Genomic DNA, 24,218 nt, shown 5'->3' with positions numbered 1-24,218 from the left:
CTAGTAGAACGACTGAACGCTATCGTGCAAGTGAATTCTGTTGCCAAGAAACAGTTCGGCTATCAGCGCCATCCTGTTGCAGGATTGGTCGTAGTTTGCCGTGTTAGAGTTCTCGAAGTGGTGATACGACTCTACGCTCGAACCCGATTGCCTGAGAGCCTGCTGGTGCATAACTCGATGGTCTCCAATGTGTTCGGTCCCCAGTTGCCGTTGTACATGCTGGGTTGTGAGGTCAAAGCGATGTATCCGTTGGGGCCGATTTTTTTGCGGTGCAGGTCTTAAGGTCACCGTGATACCGCTGAACGGAAACTTCGATGCGGGCTCATATCCTGCCTGGAACTGCTGCCGGACTTTATGTGTAGATGGTCGGACGAGTCCAGCATCGGTTTATGGAGAACTGCTCGCAGCCATCTAGTAGCTACTTAGGTGACGGCCGCTCACCAGGAACCGAAGCCCTCTCTGGCAGCATATGTGAGCATGGCCCTGTCTTATCGTGACAAGATCGCGCGTATGCTGCTGCTTGGGACTGCGATCGCGGCCGTAGCGCTGGTTCTCGCTGGCTGTGTCCGTGTTGTTAGCGGGCGTGCTCTGATGGCTGGGCCGAAACTGGGCGAGCCGGTGGCGTGGGCACCGTGTCGTCCTAGCAACCCCGCGGTGAAACTCCCCGGTGGCGCGTTGTGCGGAAAGCTTGCCGTGCCGGTCGACTATGACCACCACGATGATGATGTAGCGGCGCTGGCGATGATTCGCTTTCCCGCGACCGGTGACAGGATGGGTTCGCTGGTCATCAACCCTGGGGGGCCCGGCGAGTCCGGCATCGAGGCTGCGTTGGGCGTTGTTCAGACGTTGCCGAAGCGGGTTCGCGAACGTTTTGACCTGGTTGGGTTTGACCCCCGTGGGGTGGGAGCATCGAGGCCCGCGGTCTGGTGTAACTCCGATGCCGACAACGACCGGTTGCGATCCGAGTCCCAGGTCGACTACAGCCCGGCGGGTGTGGCACACATCGAGGATGAGACTAAGCAGTTCATCGGTCGTTGTATCGCCAAGATGGGCAAGATATTCCTGGAAAACATCGGGACGGTCAACGTCGCCAAGGATCTCGATGCCATCCGGGCAGCGTTGGGTGACGACAAGCTGACCTATCTCGGCTATTCGTACGGTACCCGGATCGGTGCGGCCTACGCTGAAGCCTATCCGCAGAACGTGCGTTCGATGATTCTCGATGGCGCTGTCGACCCCAACGCCGATCCCATCGAGGCGGATCTGCGCCAGGCCAAGGGATTCCAAGACGCGTTCAACAACTATGCCGCAGACTGTGCGAGGAAACTGTCTTGCCCGCTTGGCGCCGACCCGGCCAAAGCCGTCGACGTCTATCACAACTTGGTCAACCCGCTGGTCGACCCCAATAACCCGATGGTTAGCAGGCCCGCACCGACGAAGGACCCGCGCGGGTTGAGTTATAGCGATGCGATCGTAGGCACCATCATGACGCTGTACTCGCCCACGCTGTGGCACCACCTCACCGACGGTCTTTCCGAGCTGGTCGACCATCGCGGAGATACCCTGCTTGCCTTGGCTGATATGTACATGCGTCGTGACTCGCAAGGCCATTACACTAACGCCACCGATGCACGGGTGGCAGTTAATTGCGTTGATCAGCCCCCGATTACGGACCGGGCTAAGGTCATAGATGAAGATCGCCGTTCACGGGAGGTTGCACCTTTCATGAGCTACGGGAAGTTCACCGGTGACGCGCCGCTGGGCACTTGCGCGTTCTGGCCGGTACCACCGACCAGCAAGCCGCACATTGTCTCGGCGCCCGGCTTGGCGCCGACAGTGGTGGTGTCGACCACTCATGATCCGGCGACACCGTATAAGGCCGGGGTAGATTTGGCGAACCAGCTTCGGGGTTCGTTGCTCACATTTGACGGAACCCAGCACACCGTGGTTTTCCAAGGCGACAGCTGCGTTGACGACTACGTGACGGAGTATCTGATTGGCGGCACCACGCCGCCGAGCGGGGCGAAGTGCTGAAGCCTGACGACAACAGATTGACGTGACCAACGCGTGACCTTTTCGCGCTGCTGTGGGTATACGAGAATGCAACGATGGTAGCCATGCCGAGCCTGAGATCGTTGAGCTCGGCGCTGCTTTCGTTAGGGCTGTTGCTGCAACCGGCAATGACACCGCCGGTGGTTGGTGCCAGCCCAGAGCAGACTCCTAGCCCGGTGCCGGAGCAGAACTGGGGTAATTGCAGTGTGTTCCTGTCCGACACTAGCGACATCCCCTCGGCACGGTGTGCAACGGTGTCGGTGCCGGTCGACTACAACAATCCTGATGGGGTGCACGCCGAATTGGCGGTCATCCGCGCTCCAGCGACTGGCCAGCGGATCGGATCGCTGCTGTTCAATCCGGGAGGACCCGGGGCGTCCGCGGTTGACATGGTCGCCGAAATGATACCAGGGCTACAACGTACCGATATTGGCCGTCACTTCGACCTGGTGGGGTTCGACCCGCGAGGAGTCGGCCACTCAACCCCGGCGCTTCGGTGTCGCACTGACGTTGAGTTCGACGCGTACCGGACCGAACCGATGGTTGACTACAGCCCGGCCGGTGTGGCGCACATCGAGCAAGTCTACAAGCAGCTCGCTCAACAGTGTGTTGCCCGGGTCGGCACCGCATTTTTGGCGAACGTGGGAACTGCCTCGGCCGCGCGCGACATGGATATAGTTCGCCTGGCTCTGGGAGACGAGCAGATCAATTACCTCGGTTATAGCTACGGCACCGAATTGGGTACCGCCTATCTCGAGCGGTTCAGCGACCATGTGCGGGCGATGGTGCTTGACGGCGCTATTGACCCGAGTGTTAGCTCAATCCAGAAAGACATCCAGCAAATGGCCGGATTCCAGATCGCATTTACCGACTATGCCGCGGACTGCGCCCGCTCGGCGTCCTGTCCACTGGGCACTGACCCCAGCCAATGGGTCAACCGATACCATGCGCTGATCGACCCGTTGGTTACCAAGCCGGGTCGGACGTCGGATCCACGCGGCCTGGGCTACGCTGACGCGACCACCGGCACCATTAATGCGCTCTACACCCCGGTGCACTGGAAATACCTGACCAGTGGCTTGCTTGGGCTGCAGCGTGGCACCGACGCCGGTGACCTGCTATTGCTCGCCGACGACTACAACGGCCGGGACCGCAATGGGCACTACACCAACGACCAGGACGCGTTTAACGCGATCCGCTGCGTCGACGCGCCGGTGCCAACCGACTCGGCGAGCTGGGTATCGGCCGATCAGCAGATACGCCAGGCCGCTCCGTTCCTCAACTACGGGCAATTCACCGGCAACGCTCCCCGCGATATCTGTGCACTGTGGCCGGTGCCGGCGACATCGATGCCGCACCCCGCGCCGCCGGTCGCGCCGGGCAAGGTTGTCGTGGTCTCCACAACGCACGACCCGGCCACTCCATATCAGGCCGGGGTAGACCTGGCTCGCGAGCTGAGCAGCCCGCTGATCACCTACGACGGAACCCAGCACACCGCGGTGTTCAACGGCGACCAGTGTGTGGATAGCGCGGTGGTGCATTATTTCGTGGACGAGACGTTGCTACCGGCGTCCTTACAATGTCAGCCCTAAGCTGATTCATAAACGGCTGTTTAACTGGGAACTGAGCAACGCTAATGGGCTGGTCCGGCAATACCGGATTAACAACAGTTGCATAATGTGCGAGTTATGGATCGACAGAAGGAATTTGTGCTGCGCACGCTTGAGGAGCGGGACATCCGCTTCGTGCGCCTGTGGTTCACCGACGTGCTTGGTTACCTCAAGTCGGTCGCGATTGCTCCCGCCGAGTTAGAAGGTGCCTTCGAGGAAGGCATCGGCTTCGACGGATCCTCGATCGAGGGCTTTGCGCGGGTCTCGGAATCCGACACCGTGGCGCATCCGGATCCGTCGACCTTTCAGATCCTGCCCTGGGCTACCACCGCCGGACACCACCACTCGGCGCGGATGTTCTGCGACATCACTATGCCGGACGGCTCGTCATCGTGGGCGGACCCTCGACACGTTTTGCGGCGTCAGCTGACAAAGGCCAACGACCTTGGCTTTTCTTGCTACGTCCATCCCGAAATCGAATTCTTCCTCCTCAAGGCGGGGCCTGAGGACGGGTCGATGCCCATTCCAGTTCCAGTCGACAACGCCGGCTATTTTGACCAAGCGGTGCACGACTCCGCGTTGAACTTTCGCCGGCACGCAATCGAGGCCCTGGAATTCATGGGTATCTCGGTGGAGTTCAGTCACCATGAAGGCGCGCCCGGCCAGCAGGAGATCGATCTGCGCTTCGCCGACGCACTGTCGATGGCCGATAACGTGATGACTTTCCGTTACGTCATCAAAGAAGTCGCGATCGAAAACGGCGCTCGGGCGTCATTCATGCCCAAGCCATTCGCGCAGCACCCTGGCTCAGCGATGCACACCCATATGAGCTTGTTCGAGGGTGACGTGAACGCCTTCCACAGCGACGACGATCCGTTACAGTTGTCGGATGTGGGCAAGTCGTTCATTGCTGGGATACTTGAGCATGCCTCCGAGATTAGCGCGGTCACCAATCAGTGGGTCAATTCCTACAAACGGCTGGTGGTTGGCGGCGAAGCACCCACCACTGCCTCGTGGGGGGCGGCCAACCGGTCTGCCTTGGTGAGGGTGCCGATGTACACGCCGCACAAGACGTCTTCGCGGCGGGTCGAGGTGCGCAGTCCCGATTCAGCGTGCAACCCCTACCTAGCGTTCGCCGTGCTGCTGGCCGCTGGCTTGCGTGGGGTGGAGAAGGGTTACGTGCTGGGGCCGCAGGCCGAGGACAATGTCTGGGATCTCACGCCCGAAGAAAGGCTCGCGATGGGATACCGAGAATTGCCAACCAGTCTTGACAGTGCTCTTGGTGCCATGGAGGTCTCCGAGTTTGTCGCGGAAGCCTTGGGGGAGCATGTTTTTGACTTTTTCTTGCGTAATAAGCGTGCGGAATGGGCTAACTATCGCAGTCATGTCTCGCTTTATGAGCTGAAGACTTACCTGTCGTTGTAGCCTAGATTCTCTCCGGTCAGTTCGACTGGGGTGTGTTGCACTACCGTCGTGGTTGTGAGAAAGCCCGCGACAGAGCGCCTCAAGCGGCCCAGTGTCGGCCGGCTCGGGTTGTTTGACCCTCATGCCGCGGAGAATCTCGCGCTACTGGGCTGGTATGACTACGATTGCCGAGAACATGTGGACCTGTTGTGGTCGCTGTCGCGGGCACCCGACGCCGATGCTGTGCTGCGCCCCATGGTCCGGCTGTTCGAGAACCCGGCCACCGGATGGGATGAGCTCAATGCCGCTTTGCTCACCGATCGCGGTCTGCGTGGGCGGCTATTTGCCGTGCTGGGCTCGTCGTTGGCGTTAGGCGATCACTTGGTCGCCCATCCGCAGTCTTGGAAGCTGTTGCGGGGCAGGGTCAGCTTGCCGTCCCGTACCCAGCTGCACCAGGCTTTCGACGAGTGCGTGAGTAATTTTGGGGATGACCCTTTGGATGCGCCAGACTCGGTACTGCCTCGATTGCGCACGTTATACTGTGATCAGCTGCTGGTGTTGGCCGCGCTCGATCTGGCCGCAACGGTCGAAGACGAGCCGGTGCTGCCGTTTACCCTGGTCGCTGCCCAGCTGGCTGATATTGCGGACGCCGCGATGGCGACTGCACTACGTGTGGCCGAAAAAATTGTGTGTGGTGATCGCACGCCACCGCGGCTGGCGGTCATTGCTATGGGCAAATGGGGTGCCCGCGAACTGAACTACGTCAGCGACGTCGACATCATCTTTGTCGCTGAGCAAGCTGACCCGCTCAGCACTCGCGTGGCCAGTGAGATGATGCGGGTGGCTTCGGAGGCGTTCTTCCAGGTGGACGCCGGGTTGCGGCCGGAGGGCCGCAACGGTGAACTGGTACGTACGGTCGAGTCGCACATCGCCTACTACCAGCGCTGGGCGAAGACCTGGGAGTTTCAGGCGTTGCTGAAAGCCCGCTCGGCGGTTGGCGATGCGGAACTGGGTGAGCGTTACCTGGCCGCGTTGATGCCGATGGTCTGGGCCGCCTGCGAACGTGCGGATTTCGTGGCCGAGGTGCAGGCCATGCGGCGGCGCGTGGAGCAGCTGGTGCCTGCGGATGTCCGCGGCCGCGAGCTCAAACTCGGAAGTGGCGGCTTGCGAGATGTGGAGTTTGCCGTGCAGCTTCTGCAGTTGGTGCACGGCCGCAGCGACGAGTCGCTGCATGTGGTTTCCACGGTAGACGCGCTGGCGGCGTTGGGTGAGGGCGGCTATATCGGCCGTGAGGACGCTGCGAACTTGACCGCCTCCTATGAGTTCCTGCGACTGCTTGAGCACCGACTGCAGCTGCAGCGACTCAAGCGCACTCACCTGCTGCCCGAGGACGGCGATGAAGAGGCGGTGCGTTGGCTGGCCCGCGCGGCGCACATCCGTCCGGACGGCCGGCACGACGCTGCGGGGGTGCTGCGCGAGGAGCTCAAGAACCAGAACCTGCGGGTATCACAGCTGCATGCTAAGCTCTTTTATCAGCCGCTGTTGGAGTCGATCGGGCCGGCCAGCCTGGAGATTCGTCACGGCATGACATCGGAGGCAGCCGAGCGGCAGCTGGCCACACTGGGCTATGAGGGCTCGCAGACCGCGTTGAAACACATATCGGCGCTGGTCAACCAGAGTGGGCGGCGAGGGCGGGTGCAGTCGGTGTTGTTGCCCCGGTTGCTCAATTGGATGTCGTATGCGCCCGACCCTGACGGCGGGCTATTGGCTTATCGGCGCTTGTCCGAGGCGCTGTCGGCTGAGACCTGGTACCTGTCCACGTTGCGTGACAAGCCAGCAGTGGCCAGGCGGCTGATGCATGTGCTGGGTACCTCTGTGTATGTGCCAGATTTGTTGATGCGTGCGCCCGAAGTCATTCAGTCTTACGGAGACGGGCTAGCGGGCCCGAAGCTGCTGGAGGCTGAGCCAGCCATGGTGGCTCGCGCGCTGATCACTTCGGCGGGCCGCCACACTGACCCGATACGGGCCATAGACGCCGCGCGTAGTCTGCGGCGTCGTGAGTTGGCCCGGGTCGGGTCCGCGGACCTCCTGGGCTTGTTGGAAGTCACCGAAGTGTGTAAGGCACTGACGTCGGTGTGGGTGGCGGTGTTGCAGGCCGCTTTGGACGCAGTGATCCGGGCCTACCTGCCTGACGGTGACAAGGCGCCGGCGGCCATCGCGGTCATCGGCATGGGCCGGTTAGGCGGTGCTGAACTGGGATACGGTTCAGATGCCGACGTGATGTTTGTCTGCGAGCCGGCCATTGGGGTCGAGGATGCGCAGGCGTTGCGATGGTCGGGGATGATCGCTGAACGGGTTTGCAGACTGCTGAGGACACCCAGCGTTGACCCGCCGTTGGACGTTGATGCCAATCTACGTCCCGAGGGTCGCAACGGACCGCTGGTTCGTACCTTGGGTGCCTATGCCGCCTACTATGCGCAGTGGGCTCAGCCGTGGGAGATTCAGGCCTTACTCCGCGCACACGCGGTTGCCGGCGACGCGGATTTGGGCCAGCGGTTCCTGCTGATGGCCGATAAAATGCGCTATCCACCCGATGGTGTATCTGCCGAGGCGGTGCGCGAGATTCGTCGGATGAAGGCGCGCGTCGAGGCCGAGCGTTTACCGCGCGGTGCCGACCCCCACACGCACACTAAGCTGGGCCGCGGGGGATTAGCCGACATCGAATGGACTGTCCAGTTGATGCAGTTGCGGCATGCGCACGAGCTGCCGGCTCTGCACAAGACTTCGACGTTGGAATCCCTAGACGCCATAGCTGCTGCCAACCTGATCCCCGAAGCAGACGTGGACCTGCTGCGGCAGGCGTGGCTGACCGCTACTCGAGCCCGCAATGCGCTGGTGCTGGTCCGGGGTAAGACCACCGACCAGCTGCCAGGGCCTGGACGCCAGCTTAACGCGGTCGCCGTCGCCGCCGGCTGGCCAAGCGATGACGGCAGCGAATTCCTGGACAACTATCTGCGGGTGACGCGACGTGCAAAAACATTTGTGCGCAAGGTTTTTGGTAGTTGAAGCAGGAATCTGTTCCGGTTGGCTGCCGTCGAATTCTTAAGCGAAGAGGAGCTACTTTTCGTGCTGCCGACCATTCAGTGCGTGATCGACATCGTGTGGTGTTTGGGGTCTAGGATAGACTCGATCGTTCTTACCCGAGCTGACTATGATTTCATCTGCCAGGCGCGAAGTGCGATTCTAGGCGGTGACTGAAATCATTGCTCAGTGAGCCGTCTTGGCCATGGGGGCGTGAAGTATCGCGTTGACAGCCGTCCGCTGCTATCGGGTAAAGCCGCGCCCGGCCAGTAACCAGTAACTTGTCCGTTTAGACTTCAAGGTGTCGTCGTGATGGTCATTTGGTGGTTATTTTTTGCTGGTTTGGTTTGGGTGGTGTTGTGGTGGGCTGGTGGGGTGTGGGTGGTTGATCTGCGCTAGAAGGTTGCCGTATGTGCCGCCGACGGCCGGATCATCGATGCACTGTTCACTAACACGATACTGCTGCACCCGGCGGCATGCCTGCTTGCTGGCTGAGGGCCGGTCAACAAGCCGCCGACACCGATACCAGCGGCAGAAATGGTGCAAGGGATAACATCAGGTGCGAATAGTTATACCGTGCACGGGGACGTGCCTGTTCAGGTGCGGCCACATTGACCACGCCGACACCTCAAGGCCATGACATGCACACTAAAACGCCCCTACCCCGCGGCGCTAACAACTATCCTCACACTCACGCCTGCATCGATATCGCCTTCAGCACAGCCCAGGTGCCCAGCCCCTGGCATCATCAACATGTAGACCAAGCAGCATCCACCACCGACATGCTTACGTGCGCCGCGCTAATCGTGTCCACTGCGGCAAAGCACACGAAGCCTCATCGAAAGCAGGCAGTCAGCCACCCACCAACAAAAACCCCGCAACACAGCAAAACACGTCAACAGGATTCCGGGCTGCCCCCCACGACTACCGAACATATCGGCCAGTCATAAAACGCAAAAACAGCCATTTCACCCACCACCTATGAAACCAACCGAACAACTCACCGCCACAGACACAAGACAGCAGAGCCCGGGAACCGCACGATTTTTGACGCCACTCAGGCCAAGTTGGCAACCACGTGGTAGGACCTCGATGCTTCAAGAAACCCTCGAGCTCGACCTGTAAGGGTTGTACCCGTTGCCGGGTGTTGGAGCTGCGCGTCACTATCAACGCGACCAGCTATGTTGAACGGTTGCGTGCTGGTGGTTGTTCAGGAGCTGTGCGAGACGTTGCCTGTGCCGTGCTGGAGAGCCAAACTACGTACGGCACAGTCGACAAGGTGATCGTTGATTGGTCCTAGCAATCCGCGAAGACAGCTGCTTAAGCGAGCGCTAGTTCGGTCCTATCCACATGCTGGGAAGAGCCGGGTAACGCGGATCTGCCGCGCGGGTAATGTGGCTGGTCGTGTACCTCAAGAGTCTGACGTTGAAGGGCTTTAAGTCCTTCGCGTCGCCGACGACTTTACGTTTTGAGCCGGGCATTACCGCTGTCGTTGGACCTAACGGCTCCGGTAAGTCCAACGTCGTCGATGCTCTGGCGTGGGTAATGGGGGAGCAGGGAGCCAAGACGCTGCGTGGGAGTAAAATGGAAGATGTCATTTTCGCCGGCACGTTGTCGCGCGCTCCGTTGGGTCGCGCAGAAGTCACTTTGATCATCGACAACTCCGACAACGTGCTGCCGATCGAGTACTCCGAGGTGTCGATCACGCGGCGGATGTTTCGCGACGGTGCTAGTGAATACGAAATTAACGGCAGTAGTTGCCGTTTGATGGATGTCCAGGAATTGCTGAGCGACTCCGGCATTGGCCGCGAGATGCATGTGATTGTCGGGCAGGGTAAGCTCGATCAGATCCTGCAGTCACGGCCCGAGGACCGTCGGACCTTCATCGAAGAAGCCGCAGGCATACTTAAGTATCGTAGGCGCAAGGAAAAGGCTTTGCGAAAGCTCGATGCTATGTCGGCGAATCTGGCCCGGCTCACCGATTTGACTACGGAATTACGACGTCAGCTCAAGCCGTTGAGCCGTCAAGCCGAAGTGGCCCGACGGGCCGCGACTATTCAGGCCGATTTACGCGACGCTCGGTTGCGATTGGCCGCAGATGATCTGGTAAGTCGACAAGGGCAGCGAGATGCGATCGTCGAGGCTGAGACGATGATGCGCCGTGATCATGATGAGGCGGCTGCTCGGCTGGCGGTAGCGTCCGAAGAGCTGGCGGCGCATGAAGCTGCGCTTACCGAGCTTTCGGGACGGGCTGAGTCGGTCCAGCAGATCTGGTTCGGGTTGTCCACCCTGGTCGAGCGGGTAAGTGCAACGATTCGGATCGCCGGCGAACGCGCGTACCATCTTGATGTCGATCCAGCCACACCGAGCGACACCGACCCCGACGTGTTGGAGGCCGAGGCCCAGCAGATGGAGGTCGCCGAGCAGCAGCTGCTGGCGGAGCTGGCTGTAGCACGTACCCAATTGGAGGCCGCTCGTGCCGAATTGGCCGACCGCGAGCGCCACGCCGTTGAGGCCGACAAAGCGCATCTGGAGGCGGTCCGTGCGGAGGCGGATCGGCGCGAGGGGTTGGCGCTGCTGGCCGGCCAGGTGGAGACTATGCGGGCGCGTATCGAATCGATCGATGATAGCGTCGCGCGGTTGTCCGAGCGCATCGAGGAGGTTACTGCACGAACCCAGCAGATTCTCGCGGAGTTTGAAACCGTGCAGGGCCGCGTCGGTGAACTGGATCAGAGCGAGGTCCACCTTGACGAACAGCACGAACGGGCCGTGGCGGCATTGCGGTTCGCTAACGAACGCGTGGCTGAACTGCAGTCCGCTGAGCGAGACGCCGAACGCCAGGTGGTTTCGCTGCGAGCTCGTATTGACGCGCTGACGATGGGACTCGAGCGTAAGGACGGCGCGGCTTGGCTGGCACGCAATTACAGTGACACCGGGCTCTTAGGTTCGATCGCCAAGTTGGTGAAGGTGCGCCCCGGCTACGAGGCAGCGCTGGCTGCAGTGCTCGGGCCCGCGGCAGATGCGCTGGCCGTCGATAGTTTGGGCGCGGCTCGTAGCGCACTCACCGCGCTTAAGGAAGCCGACGCAGGCCGCGCGACCCTCGTCTTGGCTGACTGGCTGGCGGATGCGGGACCGGCCTGCGTTACTGGGCTGCCCGATGGGGCTCAACGTGCGCTCGATTTGATTGAGGCACCGCCGTGGCTGCAGGGCGCGTTGATCGCTATGCTGTACGGTGTCGTGGTGGTCAACTACCTCGCCGAAGCGTTGGGCGTGGTCGATATCTGTCCGCAGTTGCGGGTGGTCACCGTTGATGGTGATCTGGTGGGCGCCGGCTGGGTGAGCGGTGGTTCTGGCCGCAGACTGTCGACACTGGAGGTCACTTCGGAGATCGATAAGGCTGGTGCCGAGCTAGCCGCTGCCGAGGCACATATGGCGCAACTGAATGCCGCGTTGTCCGGTGCACTGTCCGAGCAGGTTGCCCATTCCGATGCCACTGAGCAGGCATTGGTCGCACTCAATGAATCCGACACTGCAATATTGTCAATGTATGACCAGCTAGGGCGGCTCGGGCAGGAGGTTCGCGCTGCCGAAGCAGAATGGGAAAGTCTGCTAGCCCAGCGCGAGGAATTAGAAGCCAGGCGTGTTTCGATTCTCGAAGAGGTTGTCGAACTAGAAACCCGGTTGCATAACGTCGAGCAGATCCAGCATGTGCATGCTCTCGATGAGAATTCTGCAGCGGCCCGGCAGCTGATTGTCGCCGCGGCCGAGGAGGCTCGTGGCGTCGAAGTGGAAGCCCTACTTGCGGTTCGGACTGCCGAAGAACGCGTCAATGCTGTGTGCGGGCGGGCGAATTCATTGCGTCGCGCGGCCGCTGCTGAGCGTGAGGTGCGGTTGCGGGACCAGCAAGCGCACGCCGCACGAATACGCGCGGCCGCGGTAGCTGCTGCGGTTACCGACTGCGGTCAGTTGCTGGCGTCCCGGTTGACCCAGGCTGTCGACCTGGCGGCGCGACACCGCGATGCACTGGCCACCGAGCGTCAGCAGCGATCGGTTGCAATAGCGGCTGTGCGCTACGAGGTAAACACTCTGAGGGTTCGGTTGGCCACCCTAACCGATTCGCTGCACCGCGACGAGGTGGCTAACGTTCAGGCGGCGCTGCGTATCGAGCAGCTCGAGCAGCTGGTGCTGGAGCAGTTCGGAATAGCGCCGGTGGATTTAATCGCTGAGTACGGTCCGCAGGTTGCGCTACTGCCGACCGAGCTCGAAATGGCTGAATTCCAACAGGCCCGGGAGCGTGGTGAACAGGTGACTTCGCCTGCTCCGATGCCGTACGACCGCGCTACCCAGGAGCGTCGGGCCAAACGTGCGGAGCGTGAACTAGCTGAGCTGGGCAGGGTCAATCCGCTGGCGCTGGAGGAGTTCGCTGCACTAGAGGAACGCTATAACTTCTTGTCTACCCAACTTGAGGATGTCAAGGGTGCCCGCAAGGATCTGCTCGACGTTGTCGCTGAAGTCGATGCTCGTATCCTGCAGGTGTTCAGCGACGCCTTTGTGGATGTGGAGCGTGAATTCCGCGGTGTCTTTACCTCACTGTTCCCCGGTGGCGAAGGTCGGCTAAGGTTGACCGATCCGGATGACATGCTCACCACTGGCATAGAAGTAGAGGCGCGTCCGTCCGGCAAGAAGGTTAGCCGGCTATCGTTGCTGTCCGGTGGCGAGAAGTCGCTGATTGCGGTGGCTATGTTGGTGGCGATTTTTAAAGCTCGCCCGTCACCGTTCTACATCATGGATGAGGTGGAGGCTGCGCTCGACGATGTCAATCTGTGTCGCTTAATTGGTGTGTTTGAGCAACTGCGTGGCCAGTCGCAGCTTATAATCATTACGCACCAGAAACCGACGATGGAAGTCGCTGACACACTGTACGGCGTGACCATGCAGGGCGATGGTATCACTGCGGTGATCTCACAGCGGATGCGCGGTCAGCAGGTAGAGTCGCTAGTAACCAGTTCCTCGTAGCGTCGCAACGTGAGGGGGTATCTCCAGCGGTGAGGGGGCGAACTGGGTAATCCAGTTTTAGTCCGGTCCGCCCTCACTGTTCGCCGGGTGTCACCCCCTGAAACAATGGCAACGTGTCAGAAGGTTTGTGGATCGCCACCGCTGTCGCCGCCGTCCTGGTTGTCATCGCAGCCTTGATTCTGGGCTCGGTGCGTTACCGTCGGCGGCGGATTAGCTTGATCTTTTCCTCTTTGAGCTCTGGGCCAAGTGCAAGCGACCGTTCCGGCAGCTACACTGCGTCGTCGGGTATCACATTCAGCCAAACCGCACTGCCCGTTCAGCCCGCGGACCGGATTGACACCGGAGAACTGCCGGCGGTGGGCGATGACGCGACCGTGCCTCGTGACTCGCCGCGACACACGATCTCGGACGTATTGCTTCCCGAATCTGAGCTCATTACGTCACCTGACGAGCCAGAGGCGGCGGTCCCGCACATTGATGCCATTGTTCCACCCGAAGGCCGATTGGATCGGCTGCGCGGGCGACTCGCCAGGACACAAAATGCGTTCGGACGCAGCATCTTGGGCTTGATCGTCGGCGGCGATCTGGATGAGGACTCCTGGCAGGAGCTCGAGGATACCTTGCTGGTCGCTGATCTGGGCCCCGTTGCCACTGAGTCGGTGATGTCTGCGTTGCGCAGCAGGCTGCTCAACAGCAACGTGCATACCGAGAGTGACGCCCGTACCATGCTGCGTGACGTATTGATCAGTGAACTGCAACCCGATATGGACCGCTCGATTCGAGCTCTACCGCACGCTGACCATCCGGCAGTGCTGCTGATCGTCGGTGTCAACGGCACCGGCAAGACCACCACGGTCGGCAAGTTGGCGCGGGTTTTGGTAGCCGACGGCCGGCGCGTTGTCCTCGGCGCGGCGGACACGTTTCGGGCAGCGGCCGCCGACCAACTGCAAACCTGGGCTTCTCGGGTGGGTGCAGAGCTGGTGCGTGGTGTCGAAGGCGCTGACCCGGCATCAGTGGCGTTCGACGCCGTCGACAAAGGCATCGGTGCGGGCGCTGATGTTGTGGTCATCGACACCGCCGGGCGATTGCATACCAAGGTGGGGCTGATGGACGAGCTCGACAAAATCAAGCGTGTGGTGACTCGACGCGCGGCAGTTGACGAGGTGTTACTGGTACTTGATGCCACCATCGGTCAGAATGGGCTGACGCAAGTTCGGGTCTTCGCCGAGGTTGTCGACATCACTGGTGCCGTGCTGACCAAGCTAGATGGAACGGCCAAGGGCGGCATTGTTTTTCGTATCCAACGTGAGCTTGGAGTGCCGGTGAAGCTGGTCGGGCTGGGTGAAGGTCCCGACGACTTGGCGCCATTCGAACCCGCCGTTTTCGTCGATGCCCTGTTGGAGTGAAACTCTTCAGCCGCAGGCTACGTTAATCCCGTTAAACATGGCGGCCTCATCGCAGCAACAACCATTGCACATGGTTCTGGATCAGGTTGTTAGGCCAGTCTGACGGACACCTGGGGTTAACCGCCAACCGAAGGTGGTAGCGAGTGGGGCCAATTCCTTGTCCTGGGGCAGCCCAATACCGGTGACACCGCCTGGATATTGTAAAACCCTGCGTTTGTGCTGTTGGTGACGTCAGATTTAGCGTTTTTGTGGCGGTATGGTGTGTGCCAGGATGTGCTCAACATTCATGATGAGCACAAGCACGAATAGGCGTGGTGACCGTGCTGTGAGTGCTCTACGGCTATTCGTTCGCTTTTGACAATGCTGTCCGGAAACGTCGCCGGCAACCCGACCTAATACTGGGGCCTGAAGGGTCTCATCGGTGTCAATGCCGCTGAGGCGGATCCGAGCCACATAGACTGCGTTGGTGAATATCCCGTTGGCCGGTACCATATGCCGCCCACCGTATTTATGGCATTTCAGCTTATGTTCGCGATCATCATGGTCACGCTAATCTTGGGGCCGTAGCTGACTGGATGCGGATCGATGCCTGGATTTTGTTCGCCGGACTATGAACGTCGTTCTTATACTTCCCGATCGCCACAGCAGCGGTGATGTTCGCCCGAGCGTATCCGCGGCGGCAAGGCAACAACGCTGGGCTCGGCCTCGAGAATTGTCGCCGGACTGGTCGCCATCACGCCTGTCTTTGTTCGTCGGTCAACGTGCTGGGTGCATTGGTGGCCGGTGTGGTGTGTGCACTGGCATGTGGGCTGAAGTTCCGGCTCGGTTTTGACGATTCCCTCGACATGGTCGGGGTACACATGGTTGGTGGTCTGGCAGGCACGTTGTTGGCAGATTTGCTGGCAGCCCCGGAACCGCCCAGCACATAAGGGCGTGGCGGAGGTATCGAATGGGGTTGTTCTATGGTGGCGGCTTCGCCGATCTGGAACAGCAATCCATCGGCGCCTTCGGCGTTCTGCTCTACTCTGGTGTCTTTACCCGTATCTTGGCGCTGATCCTAAAATTCACCATCGGGTTCTGGCTGGGCGCTGACAAAGAAGTTGTCAGCATCCACGAAGTCGAATACGCTGAGCCCGGCTACGGTTTCGCGATAGTCAGCGGGTCGTTCTAGCCTCCCAGTATCTAACGTGGAGGACACCTTGAACGGCTAGTAGCACAGCTGCTGGGCTACCGAGTGGCGGCAGAGCGGAAATAAAGTTGATTACCGCGATCGTTAAGCCATTCACGCTAGACGACGTCAAGGCAAATCTCGTAGAGGTGGGGGTCTTGGGGGATGACGGTCAGTGCAGTGAAAGGTTATGGGCGGCAGAAGGACCACACCGAGGTAGACCGGGGTGCTGAATACTCGGTCGATTTCGTGCCGAAGGTTCGAATCGAGGTCGTCATCGACGATTCCATAGCCGAGAAGGTGGGGGACAGCATCGTCCATGCCGCGTGCTGGCAAGATTGGTGACGGCAAAGTCTGAGTTGTTTCAGTAGCGGCTGTCGTCCGGGTGCGCACCGGTGAATGTGGATCTGAGGCGTTATGAGGTTAGCTGCACAGTGCTTATCTACCGTGTAGGGCCGGGTGGGGATGAAACCCCAGTCAGCACGACCCGTCCGGGTTCTCTGTATCGGCTTTCTTAGCAAGAGATTTTGCTGTTGAGCGTCCAAAGTTGCTGTCTGAAGGGAATCGTCAACTTGACGCAGCGCAGCTGCGCCACGCGTGGCTGGATCTGCACGAGTCCTGGCTGATTGCCAAGTCGGTCGAGATCGGAATCACCGATACTGGTGATTTCGCGATCGTGGCAATTGGCTGACTGGACAGCCGCGAGTTACTATCCTACTCTGACCTGGACCTTATGCTATTGCACGACAGCATGTCTGTTGACATGCTACAGCGGGTCGCTGATCAGCTGTGGTATCCGTTGTGGAACGCCGATGTTCGGCTTGACCACAGCGTGTGAACCTTCTTCGGGGCATGGGGCATAGCTAACACCAATATGCTTGCTGCCCTGGGTATGTTGGAAGCGCGCCACATCACCGGTGTTGCGGGGTCAACGGCCGAACTGCTCTACGGGGTACGATCGCAGTGGCGCAGCGGGATTTGCTGCCGAATGGACGAACTGGTCGACATCGCGCATGTCCGCTGGGAGCGTTGCCTGCGGATAGCGGAGCGCGCTGAATCTGACCTGAAATCGGGTGGTGGCGGTCTTGGCGACGTTCAGTTGTTCGATGCGCTGGCCGTCGCCCAACTCATTGATCGTCCACGGCATACAGCAACCCGACATGACCGTAGGTTTGCTGGACGCCGCCTGCCTCACCCTGCTCAATGTCCGTACCGAGTTGCATCGGGTATCTGGTCGTGGACATGATTTGCTGCCGGCTTAGCACGTGGACGACATCAGTACGGTCTTGCGCATCGGTGACCGATTAGATCTGTCGGACGCCGGCCACACCATTGCTTATCACATTGAAATTGGGCTGCGGACCACTGTCAACGCATTGCTGCGGCGTGGCATATCGCGTTGGCGACGACCATTAGACGGGGGCGTCATCGAATTCGCCGGTGAAATCCTGCTGGTCCGTGATACCCAACTGGAAAACGACCTCGGTCTGATAGTGTAGTGTCACTGCTGCATCGGCCGCTATCGGATTACTTATCAGCGATGCTACGCTGAGTGTCGCTTGGCCACCAATGCCGCTGAGATGCAAACTTCGTGGTCGTCGTGAGGTTTTAGCTGATCTTTTGGTAGTGCTAAGCGCTGGCCTCATCGCCGTGGTGACAATCGAAGTGTTCAAGCACCGGGTTATGTATGGGACCGGTTGTTGCCAGAATGGGTGCAATTAGCGACCTTCCGCCCCGCGGCGTCGTGCATGGTGGACCGTTAACCCCGTCGAGACCACTGTCCAAGCAGCACCGCTGTCCACCCAGGTAGCGCCGACTCGATCTGCTTGAGCTTGGTGCGCTGCTGCATGACATCGGCAAGGGCCGGGTCACTGATCATAGTCTGGTCGGCAGGGAACTGATCCAACAGATTGGCGCCCGACTTGAGGCCTCGCCTTTAGACGTCGAGATGCTCGCCACGCTGATCCACTACCACTTGCTGTTTCCCATCGCGGCTACTCGAGGTGACTTGAACGATCCGAGAACGTATTGACAAGTATTACTTTAGGTAAAGTACGCGCTGATGGAGGTGGACTCGAAGGCCATCGACCCCAAGGTGTGGACTGCGCTGGACGGTGTCTCTGATTCAGGATTTGGTCGATCGCTGCCCGATGGTGATGGCGGGTGATGCACTGCCGCAGGCGAATCCGACTGCGCTCCACAATGTTGCACTTTCGGCCGACCACGGGGTCCACGTGGAAATTAGGCTGGGCAACGGCGCACAGCATGTACAACATCGCGATGGTCGCCTCGGATGCGCGGGGATTGGTGTCGAAAGCTGGCGTTGAATTCGCCACGAGTCTACTCGGCGTCGGTCATCAGCATCCAAGGCGCAGCGGTCACCGAATTCTTGGTGTCACCGACTTTTGGTTCCTCGGCAGCAGCCGAACTACCATGTTCGCAGTTCTTCGGTGCCTTTGCCGGCGGACATCAACGTCCTCGATATGTGTGGAGAAGCGGGATGGCGAGGCCGCTAGCTCGTCGTCCGCCCGGGTGGAGGAGGGTTGCTGGCGGGGGTGTGCCTGCCACGCAGCCTGTGGCTCGACAACGTCGCCCAAGGACAGGCTGATTCTCGGGGTCCGTGCCATGGACTGGGTGGGTTTGCTCGTGTTGCTGATCCGGGCGTTGAAGCGAGCTGGAGCAGACAGCGTCTGGGCGAAGGTTAAAATGTTCGGCTCAACCGCGGTTGATGTGTTTTGTGTGGTGCTGCCGGCCAAGCCTGACCGGGGGTGGCGATGCAGCACTGCGAACGGTGGGTTGAACGGCACTTGCGCAGAGCGCTCCGGCCGATGAGCGGTGAGCTAAATCCGTGTTTACGACGGCTCGGCGTTGAGCTGCCGCACGGCATCGATGCGTGCTTTGAGTTGATCGTGGGTAGCAGCGGCGATCGGCGGTCCTCCGCAGCGTCGTCGAAGTTCGTTGTGGATCCAGCCGTGCGGCTTGCCGGTATGGTGATGGGCTATTGAGACTAGCGAGTTGAGTTCGCGGCGCAGCTCGCGGAGTTGGCCATGCACAGACGCCGGCGCCCCGGAGGTCCTATCCGGTGTTGATGATGCTTGTTGTGCAGCGGTCCGCTTTTGGAGCTGCTCGTTTTGGCGGCGGTGCAGCAGCGCTCGCATCTGGTCGGCATCCAGCAACCCAGGGATACCGAGGTAGTAGGCTTCTTCCTCGCTCCCGGCAGGAGTAGCGGTGCCGAACGATGATCCATCAAAAATGATCTGATCCAGTTCGGCGTCGGCTCCTATTGCGGTGAAATACTTCTCAGTGTCGTCTTGCTCGGTTTGTGTCATCGTGGCGGGATTGCCCCCGAGGGGATTGTCGGTTGATTCGCGGTGCGGTTTGCCCAGCACATGGTTGCGCTGGGTCTCCAACTCACTGGCCAGCTGCAGCAGATTAGGCACCGACGGGACGAATATGCTTGCGGTTTCTCCTGGATGACGAGACCGCACGAACCGGCCGATAGCCTGTGCGAAGAACAACGGCGTTGAGGCACTGGTGGCATAGATCCCCACCGACAACCGAGGTATGTCGACGCCCTCAGAGACCATCCGGACTGCGATTAGCCACTGACTGGTGTTCTTGGCGAATTCGGTGATGCGGGCCGAAGATCCCGGGTCGTCGGACAACACCAACGTCGGCGTTTCTGAGGTCATTTGCGCCAGCAGGTTGGCGTACGCGCGGGCTGCGGTCTGATCGGATGCGATGATCATGCCACCGGCGTCGGGTACATGCGTACGAAGCTGGCGCAGTCGTTGATCGGCCGCGGAGATGACCGCCGGCATCCATTCCCCAGAGGGGTCCAGCGCGGTCCGCCACGCCCGCGCGGTCTGTTCCGCAGACAGCGGCTCGCCCAGTCGAGCCGCGTGTTCTTCACCCGCACTATTTCGCCAACGCGCCTGCCCAGAATAGACAAGGAACACCACCGGCCGGACTACGCCGTCGGCAAGGCCTTCGGCGTAGCTATAGGTGTGGTCGGCCTGTGAATGCATCAGCCCGTCCGCGTCGAGTGCGTAGGTGACGAACGGAATTGGCTTGTCGTCGCTGCGAAATGGCGTGCCCGTCAGTGCAAGTCGGCGCGTCGCGTCGCTGAAGGCTTCTCGGATAGCGTCGCCCCAAGCCTTGGCGTTACCGCCATGATGGATCTCATCAAAGATCACCAAGGTTCTGCGACCTTCGGTGCGCACCCGGTGCAGTGTCGGATGTGCGGCGACTTGAGCGTAGGTCATCGTCACGCCGTGATACTCCGGCGAGGTCCGCGGGTTGGTGTTGGAAAATTTCGGGTCCAGGGCCAGACCGTGGGTTGCCGCGGCCCGGGTCCACTGAACCTTGAGGTGCTCGGTGGGAACAACGACGGTAACCTGCTCGACAGCGTGACTGTTCAGCAGTTCGGTCATCACCCGTAGGGCGAACGTTGTTTTCCCGGATCCAGGCGTGGCAACGGCCAGGAAGTCGCGTGGTTGGCTGGCCAAATACTTTACCATTGCTCGACGTTGCCAACCCCGCAACGGTCGGCTGTCTTCGACAGTGGCTTGGCTGACCCGTTGCGTCAACACAGTTCCCCCGTAGCTGCTTGGCCGCGTGTGGCGGTGATCCGATTGGGTCATTTCTCATGTTTTCAGTGCGTGCTATCGCATTATGCCACATTAGTTCTGTTACAGCAGAAAGTACGATGGATACAGTGGTACACGCCAGTGCGGTCAGGTGATGACTGTAAAACATAGAACGACAACATTTTTCAGCATGCTTATGACCTTTGTGGCGTTTCCTACATCGACCGGGACAGAAGATCCGCGAGCAATCCGGCGAACTTTGCCGGATTCTCTAGTGCTCCGCCTTCAGCGAGAAGGGCGGTACCGTACAACAATTCGGCAGTTTCGGAGAGTTGACGCAGGTGAGTATCATCACCGCCGTTCTCGTGTGCCTGTTGCAGGCCAGTGATCAGTGGATGATTTGGATTGAGTTCCAAAATCCGTTTTCCGAACGGAACGTCCTGCCCGGAAGCCCGGTAGATGCGCGCCAGCGCCGGCGTAATACCGAAGGCATCAGTGATCAGGCAGGCTGGCGACTCGGTGAGGCGTGTGGATAACCGTACCTCTTTGACGTGATCACTCAAGGTCTCTTTCAACCAGTTCACCAGCCCAGCAAAATTCTGCTCCTGCTCCTTGCGTTCAGCTTCGTGCGCTGTCTTTTCCTCTTCGGATTCGAGGTCCACCTCGCCCCTAGCTACCGATTTCAACGGCTTGCCGTCGAACTCGGGTGCCATTCCTACCCAAACCTCGTCGACCGGGTCGGTCAGCAACAGCACCTCATAGCCCTTGGCCTTGAATGCTTCGAGATGTGGCGAATTCATGACTTGCTGACGCGACTCTCCTGTGGCGTAGAAGATTTGGTCTTGGCCGTCTTTCATGCGTTCTACGTATTGGGCCAGGGTGGTGGGTTCTTCGTCGCTGTGTGTCGAGGCGAACGAGGAAATGTGAAGCAGTGTGTCTCGATTGTCGGAGTCCGACATGAGTCCCTCTTTGAGGACCTTGCCGAACTGTGTCCAGAACGTGCGGTAGTCCTGTGGTCGTTCGGCCTGCAGATCTTTGATTGCTGAAAGGACCTTCTTGGTCAGCCGGCGACGGATCGCATTGATTTGCCGATTCTGTTGCAGGATTTCTCGAGAAACATTGAGCGACATGTCCTCTGCGTCTACAACCCCTTTGACGAAACGCAAGTACATCGGCATGAGCTGATCGCAGTCGGACATGATGAAGACGCGTTTGACATACAGCTGCATGCCGATTTTGGCGTCGGAGTTAAACAGGTCGAACGGAGCGTGCGAAGGAATAAAAAGCAGCGCCTGGTACTCGAAGGTGCCCTCGGCCTTCATCGCGATCACCTCGAGTGGGTCATCCCAGGCGTGGGCGATGTGCTTGTAGAACTCCTTGTATTCGTCCTCTGAGACCTCGTCTTTTGACTTAGTCCACAACGCCTTCATTGAGTTGATGGTCTGGGTTTCGATGGTGACTTGCTCTTCACCATCCGCCCCTTCTCCGTCCGAGGTGGCCGGCGCGCGTCGCTCAACTTCCATCCGGATAGGCCAGGCGATGAAGTCGGAGTACTTCTTGACCAGCTCCCTGATCTTCCATTCCGAGGTGTAGTCGTGCAACTCGTCCTCGAAGTCTTCGGGTTTGAGGTGCAACGTCACTGATGTTCCCTGCGGAGCTTCGTCGACGGATTCGATGGTGTAGGTGGCCTCACCGTCCGATGACCATCTCGTGGCCGCAGTCTCACCGGCTTTACGGGTGAGAAGTTCGACCTTGTTGGCTACCATGAAACTCGAGTAAAAACCGATACCGAACTGACCGATCAGTCCTTCAGAGGCGGCGGTGTCTTTCAGATTTTTGGCCGCATGCAATTTCTGACGCAGCTTGGCGGTCCCTGACTTGGCCAGTGTACCGATCAAGTCCACCACCTCCGCGCGTGTCATACCTATGCCGTTGTCACGGACGGTTAAAATGCGTGTATTTTTGTCCACTTCGATCTCGATGTGCAGATCGGAGGTGTCAACTGTACGTGGGTCCAAGTCTTTGTTCCGAAACGCTTCAAGCCGAAGCTTGTCCAGCGCGTCGGAGGCATTCGAGATCAGCTCCCGCAAAAATGCATCTTTATTGGAGTAGACCGAATGGACCATCAAGTCCAGAAGTTGGCGTGCCTCCGCCTGAAACTCCAGCTGTTCGACTTGTGCGCTCATGTCAATCCGTCCGACGAGGTAACCTGCAAATCCACAGGACCAGTTATACCCAGACGATGATCGATCCGCTGCGCCTGGCTCGGACATGACTGGCGCCGCTGCTCCCCGCTTCCGCGGTACTACCACTAGGCTGGTGGGGTGTTTGAATCGCTCTCTAACCGGTTGACTGGCGTCATACAGGGGTTGCGTGGCAAAGGCCGGCTGACCGACGCCGATATCGAGGCCACCACCCGCGAAATCCGGTTGGCGCTGTTTGAAGCCGACGTTTCACTACCTGTGGTGCGGGCGTTTGTGCATCGGATCAAAGAACGCGCTCGGGGCACCGAAGTGTCTGCTGCTCTCAACCCGGCGCAACAGATTGTCAAGATCGTCAACGAAGAACTGATCGGCATCCTCGGTGGCGAGACCCGCCAGCTGGCGTTCGCTAAGACACCGCCGACGGTAGTGATGCTGGCCGGCCTGCAGGGATCCGGCAAGACAACGCTGGCTGGCAAATTGGCAGTACGCCTTCGCAGGCAAGGACACACACCGCTTCTGGTGGCCTGTGACCTTCAGCGGCCGGCGGCAGTCAACCAGCTGCAAGTTGTCGGCGAGCGTGCCGGGGTGCCGGTATTCGCCCCGCATCCTGGGGCCTCGCCCGATTCAGGTCCCGGTGATCCGGTCGCTGTCGCGTCGGCAGGGCTGGTCGAAGCCCGGGCCAAACACTTCGACGTCGTGATCGTCGACACCGCCGGGCGACTGGGCATCGACGACGAGTTGATGGCCCAGGCCGGGGCAATCCGGGAGGCCATCAACCCCGACGAGGTGTTGTTCGTCCTCGACGCGATGATCGGCCAGGACGCTGTCACCACCGCTGCGGCATTCGGTGCTGGAGTCGGCTTCACCGGTGTGGTTCTGACCAAGCTCGATGGTGACGCCCGCGGTGGAGCCGCTTTGTCGGTCCGCGAGGTGACAGGTGTGCCAATCCTTTTTGCCACCACCGGTGAGAAGTTGGACGACTTCGACGTCTTTCACCCTGATCGGATGGCCAGCCGCATCCTGGGCATGGGAGATGTGCTGAGCTTGATCGAACAAGCCGAGCAGGTCTTTGACGCCGAACAGGCCGAGGCAGCCGCTGCGAAGATCGTCGCCGGTGAACTGACGCTAGAGGATTTCCTCGAGCAGATGCTTGCGGTACGCAAGATGGGTCTAATCGGCAACCTGTTGGGCATGCTACCCGGCGCGGGTCAGGTGAAGGAGGTACTGGAACAAGTCGATGACAAACAGCTCGACCGGTTGCAGGCCATCATCCGCGGAATGACGCCACAGGAGCGGGCCGACCCCAAGATCATCAACGCGTCCCGGCGACTGCGTATCGCCAACGGCTCCGGGGTGACGGTGTCTGAGGTCAACCAACTGGTCGACCGGTTCTTCGAAGCCCGTAAGATGATGTCCTCCGTGCTCGGCGGCATGGGTATACCCGGTATGGGACGCAAGTCTGCCACACGAAAGTCCAAGGGAGGCAAAGGCAAGAAAAGGGCACGCGGTCCGACGTCACCGAAGGTCAGGAGTCCTTTCGGGCCTGCCAGGCCCGGAATGCCGGACATGATGAACATGCCGCCAAGCTTCCCGGATCTGTCGCAGATGCCAGACGGTCTCAACGAGCTGCCGCCTGGGCTGGCCGCTTTCGACTTGTCCAAACTGAAGTTCCCAGGCAAGACGTAGCC

At 59.9% G+C, this 24,218-nt stretch carries 13 protein-coding genes and 2 pseudogenes; 13 read left to right on the top strand and 2 right to left on the bottom strand.

Features of this window, described 5'->3' with window-relative positions:
* Positions 1–24: 24 nt before the first annotated feature.
* The 12 genes and pseudogenes from ML_RS19185 to ML_RS19170 form a co-directional block, all read left to right on the top strand.
* A complete protein-coding gene (locus ML_RS19185; RefSeq protein ID WP_368730474.1) occupies positions 25–282 on the top strand; it encodes a WS/DGAT domain-containing protein in 258 nt (85 codons plus the stop codon).
* Positions 283–471: 189 nt separating this feature from the next.
* On the top strand, positions 472–2,034 hold the full coding sequence (locus tag ML_RS08280) for an alpha/beta hydrolase (protein WP_111481041.1): 1,563 nt from the start codon (positions 472–474) through the stop codon (positions 2,032–2,034).
* 74 nt (positions 2,035–2,108) lie between these two features.
* Entirely contained in the window at positions 2,109–3,644 is a 1,536-nt protein-coding gene (locus ML_RS08275; RefSeq protein ID WP_010908445.1) for an alpha/beta hydrolase, read from the top strand.
* Between the two features lie 96 nt (positions 3,645–3,740).
* Complete coding sequence (gene glnA / locus ML_RS08270; protein WP_010908444.1) at positions 3,741–5,087, top strand: type I glutamate--ammonia ligase; 1,347 nt, start codon at positions 3,741–3,743, stop codon at positions 5,085–5,087.
* Between the two features lie 48 nt (positions 5,088–5,135).
* On the top strand, positions 5,136–8,132 hold the full coding sequence (locus ML_RS08265) for a bifunctional [glutamine synthetase] adenylyltransferase/[glutamine synthetase]-adenylyl-L-tyrosine phosphorylase (RefSeq protein ID WP_041322874.1): 2,997 nt from the start codon (positions 5,136–5,138) through the stop codon (positions 8,130–8,132).
* A gap of 18 nt (positions 8,133–8,150) precedes the next feature.
* Positions 8,151–8,324, top strand: coding sequence for a hypothetical protein (locus tag ML_RS08260; protein ID WP_156511888.1), 174 nt, complete (start codon positions 8,151–8,153; stop codon positions 8,322–8,324).
* Between the two features lie 1,227 nt (positions 8,325–9,551).
* Positions 9,552–13,163: a chromosome segregation protein SMC gene (smc, locus tag ML_RS08250; protein ID WP_010908442.1), complete on the top strand. Its 3,612-nt coding sequence runs from the start codon at positions 9,552–9,554 to the stop codon at positions 13,161–13,163.
* 113 nt (positions 13,164–13,276) lie between these two features.
* A complete protein-coding gene (ftsY, locus tag ML_RS08245) occupies positions 13,277–14,569 on the top strand; it encodes a signal recognition particle-docking protein FtsY (RefSeq protein ID WP_010908441.1) in 1,293 nt (430 codons plus the stop codon).
* Between the two features lie 653 nt (positions 14,570–15,222).
* The gene (locus tag ML_RS19180; RefSeq protein ID WP_049769790.1) at positions 15,223–15,498 is read left to right on the top strand and encodes an ammonium transporter; all 276 of its coding nucleotides are present in this window, start codon (positions 15,223–15,225) and stop codon (positions 15,496–15,498) included.
* Between the two features lie 20 nt (positions 15,499–15,518).
* Positions 15,519–15,740 (top strand): hypothetical protein, encoded by a 222-nt coding sequence (locus ML_RS19175; RefSeq protein ID WP_049769789.1) that lies wholly within the window; start codon positions 15,519–15,521, stop codon positions 15,738–15,740.
* Positions 15,741–15,820: 80 nt separating this feature from the next.
* A pseudogene (locus tag ML_RS08235) lies at positions 15,821–16,158 on the top strand (P-II family nitrogen regulator).
* A 126-nt stretch (positions 16,159–16,284) separates the two neighbouring features.
* Positions 16,285–18,500, top strand: a pseudogene (locus ML_RS19170) ([protein-PII] uridylyltransferase); the annotation flags it as partial.
* A gap of 89 nt (positions 18,501–18,589) precedes the next feature.
* On the opposite strand, the gene ML_RS08225 reads toward ML_RS19170, so the two are convergent.
* Together ML_RS08225 and htpG are read right to left on the bottom strand one after the other, a co-directional pair.
* A complete protein-coding gene (locus tag ML_RS08225) occupies positions 18,590–20,380 on the bottom strand; it encodes a DEAD/DEAH box helicase (RefSeq protein WP_010908440.1) in 1,791 nt (596 codons plus the stop codon).
* 161 nt (positions 20,381–20,541) lie between these two features.
* Positions 20,542–22,512 (bottom strand): molecular chaperone HtpG, encoded by a 1,971-nt coding sequence (gene htpG, locus ML_RS08220; RefSeq protein WP_010908439.1) that lies wholly within the window; start codon positions 22,510–22,512, stop codon positions 20,542–20,544.
* A 138-nt stretch (positions 22,513–22,650) separates the two neighbouring features.
* Between htpG and ffh the strand changes: the two genes are divergently transcribed.
* Positions 22,651–24,216 carry a signal recognition particle protein gene (gene ffh / locus ML_RS08215; RefSeq protein WP_010908438.1) on the top strand — a complete coding sequence of 522 codons (1,566 nt, stop codon included), beginning with the start codon at positions 22,651–22,653 and terminating at the stop codon, positions 24,214–24,216.
* Positions 24,217–24,218 lie beyond the last annotated feature (2 nt).

The sequence above is a fragment of the Mycobacterium leprae TN genome (genome assembly GCF_000195855.1).
Taxonomy (GTDB): Bacteria; Actinomycetota; Actinomycetes; order Mycobacteriales; family Mycobacteriaceae; genus Mycobacterium; species Mycobacterium leprae.
The sequence above is the reverse complement of the archived record's forward strand: the minus strand, read 5'-3'. Positions and strand labels throughout refer to the sequence as shown.